The sequence below is a fragment of the Mesorhizobium sp. M1A.F.Ca.IN.020.06.1.1 genome, from assembly GCF_004023265.1.
Lineage (GTDB): Bacteria > Pseudomonadota > Alphaproteobacteria > Rhizobiales > Rhizobiaceae > Mesorhizobium.
The window spans coordinates 1-482 of record NZ_RZSR01001773.1 but is presented as its reverse complement, the minus strand read 5'-3'; the positions used below and the strand labels follow the sequence as shown (position 1 = coordinate 482).

Below are 482 nucleotides of genomic sequence, written 5' to 3'. Positions count from 1 at the left end.
GGCGGCATCCGCGCCGCGCTCGATACCAATTTTGCGCCGCTGTCGCCCGGCGATTTCATCGGCAAATGGATGAGCCTGATCGCGCCGGCTGCCGAGACCGTCTCGTCCAGCACCTTCATGACGGCGACCGAGCGCCAGACGGCGCTGGAGCGCATCTCGATCCGCTATTCGATCGCCAATCTCAGGACATTCCCTTGCGTTTCGATCCTCGAGGGCAAGGGCAAGCTTACCCTGCACGGCGCCTGGTTCGACATCTCGACCGGCGAGCTCTGGGTGATGAACAAGGAGACCGGCGATTTCGAGCGGCCGGAGCTTTGATGGAGGGTTGATGGAGCGGATCTGGTGTAGGTTTTTCCTTGCGGCAGCGCTGCTGCTGTCCGCGACGATCAGCGCCAGCGCCGATGACAGCGCCGTCATCGATCGTTGGTATTCGGCACTCCTGGTCGCCGACCGAACCGAACTGTCCGAATTGCTTTCTGAAG

At 62.0% G+C, this 482-nt stretch carries 1 protein-coding gene and 1 pseudogene; both read left to right on the top strand.

The window, feature by feature from the left end:
* Window positions 1-318 (top strand): carbonic anhydrase (locus EOA60_RS36825; protein WP_281060831.1); only part of this gene is annotated, 318 nt, incomplete at its 5' end.
* A gap of 10 nt (window positions 319-328) precedes the next feature.
* Window positions 329-482: pseudogene (locus tag EOA60_RS39555) on the top strand (nuclear transport factor 2 family protein); the annotation flags it as partial.